This window comes from Rhodohalobacter halophilus (assembly GCF_001715195.1).
GTDB lineage: Bacteria > Bacteroidota > Rhodothermia > Balneolales > Balneolaceae > Rhodohalobacter > Rhodohalobacter halophilus.
The window spans coordinates 1-2,734 of the sequence record NZ_MDWE01000081.1 but is presented as its reverse complement, the minus strand read 5'-3'; the positions used below and the strand labels follow the sequence as shown (position 1 = coordinate 2,734).

4 protein-coding genes are annotated in these 2,734 nt (G+C 37.3%); 3 read left to right on the top strand and 1 reads right to left on the bottom strand.

Annotated elements, in window-relative coordinates:
* Positions 1–111: 111 nt before the first annotated feature.
* From BG260_RS13785 to BG260_RS13775, 3 genes are all read left to right on the top strand, one after another.
* On the top strand, positions 112–558 hold the full coding sequence (locus BG260_RS13785; RefSeq protein WP_141691618.1) for a hypothetical protein: 447 nt from the start codon (positions 112–114) through the stop codon (positions 556–558).
* Positions 559–601: 43 nt separating this feature from the next.
* Complete coding sequence (locus BG260_RS13780; RefSeq protein WP_069133536.1) at positions 602–1,618, top strand: 6-bladed beta-propeller; 1,017 nt, start codon at positions 602–604, stop codon at positions 1,616–1,618.
* 92 nt (positions 1,619–1,710) lie between these two features.
* On the top strand, positions 1,711–2,103 hold the full coding sequence (locus tag BG260_RS13775) for a hypothetical protein (RefSeq protein WP_069133535.1): 393 nt from the start codon (positions 1,711–1,713) through the stop codon (positions 2,101–2,103).
* A gap of 65 nt (positions 2,104–2,168) precedes the next feature.
* Here the strand turns inward: BG260_RS13775 and BG260_RS13770 are convergent, their stop codons facing one another.
* Positions 2,169–2,612, bottom strand: coding sequence for a methylglyoxal synthase (locus tag BG260_RS13770; RefSeq protein WP_069133538.1), 444 nt, complete (start codon positions 2,610–2,612; stop codon positions 2,169–2,171).
* Positions 2,613–2,734 lie beyond the last annotated feature (122 nt).

Below are 2,734 nucleotides of genomic sequence, written 5' to 3'. Positions count from 1 at the left end.
TGAGCATAAAAATGGCTTTTCAGGGCCTTTTGATGGTCTCTGGCAGGGTTTATCGATCAAATATTGGTGGAAATGTTGTCCTTTGGAAGAAAATCAGGTCAACATTCAGCCATGAAAAATAAATCAAAGAACAGCGAAGGGTTTTTCAAAGCCTTCAGTAAACAAATAATAAACTCTCAAAACCAAAATCTTTCTATCATGATGAAATCTATCTTTTATCCATTTATAGTAGTTCTACTGAGCACGGTAATATCGTTTGTTTATAACGTGGAAATTGGAGGTTATGATGACGCTTATTTGTCTATTGAAACTGTATCAGAGACAAGTTTAAATGACTGCTTTGAATTAAATTCAAATTATCTAGAACCTAACGACGGCGCTAGTACCCAGAGTTGGACTTCTCGATGTTCAAGTTACCCATCTTGTGATAACCCATACGGTTCATGTGGAGGTGGTATAGCCGGGCAAGCCAATTGTATGCTTTATTGTTCCAATGGGTTCTGGGTATATTGTGATGGTTGTGGTCAAGCATGTAAACCTGAAGAAGTTGAGGCTTAATTGTTATTGACCAAATGATACAATCAACAAGAAAACTCTAAATATGTTTAAATATATAATTAATTATTGCCTCTTGGTTGTTATCATCGTGGGGTGTCAGCAAGAAGAGTTGACATCCCATAATGATTCGCTTACGCCATTATTTGAATTTAGTAATGAAGTGTTTTTAGTTAATGCAATGCATATGACTAAAGGCGTTGATGATAGGATATATATATCTGACAATCACCCATCTAATGTTAAAGTTTTTTCTATAGATGGCAGTTATTTAAAAACAATAAGCAGAAGAGGGGGCGGACCAGGTGAATTAATTTCACCGATGGGTTTGACTAGTAATGATTCTCTCCTAATAGTAGAAGATTCAGGCAATCATAGAAAAGTAGTATTTGACTCGAATGGTGTTTTTTTAAAATCGTTTAAAAATGAAAGAATTGCTTTATCACTATCAATGAATGAAACTGAGATATTTACGTTTAGTCCAACTGCACTTTTTAGTGTAGGAGACTTGGATCAAGAAAGTCTTATCACTGTTTATAATTTAAATGGAGATATTTCAAATGAGTTTGGGGAATATTTAATGTTTAATGAGAAAATACCAGCTGGTATGAGTTGGCCATACCTACGAGCAGTTGGAGAGTACTTACACCTTTCGTTTAGATATTATCCCTTATATAGAGTTTACTCCCAAGGTGGAGATTTAATCGGGGAATTTGATTTAACCGAGATTATTCCTGATCTAATTAATGGTTATATTGATCAGAATACAGATGAATCTTCTAAAAACCCATCAGCACCTAAAGTTAATTTATTTTCTAGGGCACTAGATGTTCACGGTCAAGATATTTTTTTGGTAAGAGATACAGGATATTTGACTATAGATCATTTGAAATATGATAACGGTGAAATAAGCTTTATAGATACATATAATTACACCATTAGGGATGACGAATATGCACCTCTTGATATGTTCTTTAGTTATGAAAGTAATTCTTTTTACGTACTGGAGTATTATAAGGGTGATGTTCAGGTGAGAGTATATAATATAAATGATGTTGATTAATAAGTTGAACAATGCCATCAATAAAGTTTTCCACCTTACTCTTCTGTCTATTTCTGTTGTATTTTCACTCTGTACAAGTTCAACCTACAGTTTTGAGTTTAGATGAAGCGAAATCATCCGGTATTGATATTTCCCAACTGGATGAACAATATCCGGCTGCAACAAGTTTTAATCCGAAAGAGGGAGTGTTCCGGGATGATCAGTCTGAATTTTTAATTGAGTACCAAAAATTACTTAGAAAAATTGGAATAGACCTGTATCGTGCTGGAATAGAATGGGGTGAGAACACAATGTTTGTCCACAGAATTTACTTTTCAGAGGACGGAAGCGTGGGCTACTTTCTTTTTGGTACCTCCAGTGAGGAGATCGATAACGATATTATAAGGGATTATTTAATAGAGTTGAGCCGGGAATACAGTTTTCCAATAGAGTCAGAAACAAAATTCAGACAGTGCGCCACAGCTCCAATGAGAGTTGGAATTTAACTTAACTTGGTTATGTAATATTCCATTTTGAATCCTGAATCCTGAAAATTGGTAATTAAAACCGGTTACTCCTCAACTTTCAAACTCTTCAGTCGTTCACCATAATCCACGACAAAACGGTCGTACTCTTTATCCATCAGTTCGGATGAAATCAGAAAATCTGCTGAGGAGCGATCGCAGGCGAGCGGGATATTGTAAACTACCGCAATCCTGAGCAGGGCTTTCACATCCACATCGTGTGGCTGCGCCTGAAGCGGATCCCAGAAAAAGATCAGAATATCGAGTTTGCTCTCGGCGATGGCGGCACCAATTTGCAAATCGCCTCCCAGCGGACCACTCATAAATGTGTGAACGGGAAGTCCAAGCTGTTTGGCAATCATCCCCCCGGTGGTGCCGGTTCCGTAAAGCTCATGCTCCATCAGCTTATCGCGGTTGTAGTCTGCCCAGTCAATCAGGTCGCGTTTTCGGTAGTCGTGGGCAATCAGGCCAATGCGCTTTTTTTTGCCCATTTTTGAGGTGTGCGATACAATACTGGGGTGTGGCGCGCTCTTTTTAGGATCTTTTTCCATTCTGAGAAGGATTTTTTCAAATGATATGTTGATAGACTATTTCTTAATAATCTCTTTCTCTT

Coding starts and splice junctions, on each gene's coding strand:
- BG260_RS13785 (WP_141691618.1), top strand. CDS start 112: ATGAAAAATAAATCAAAGAACAGCGAAGGGTTTTTCAAAGCCTTCAGT.
- BG260_RS13780 (WP_069133536.1), top strand. CDS start 602: ATGTTTAAATATATAATTAATTATTGCCTCTTGGTTGTTATCATCGTG.
- BG260_RS13770 (WP_069133538.1), bottom strand. CDS start 2,612: ATGGGCAAAAAAAAGCGCATTGGCCTGATTGCCCACGACTACCGAAAA.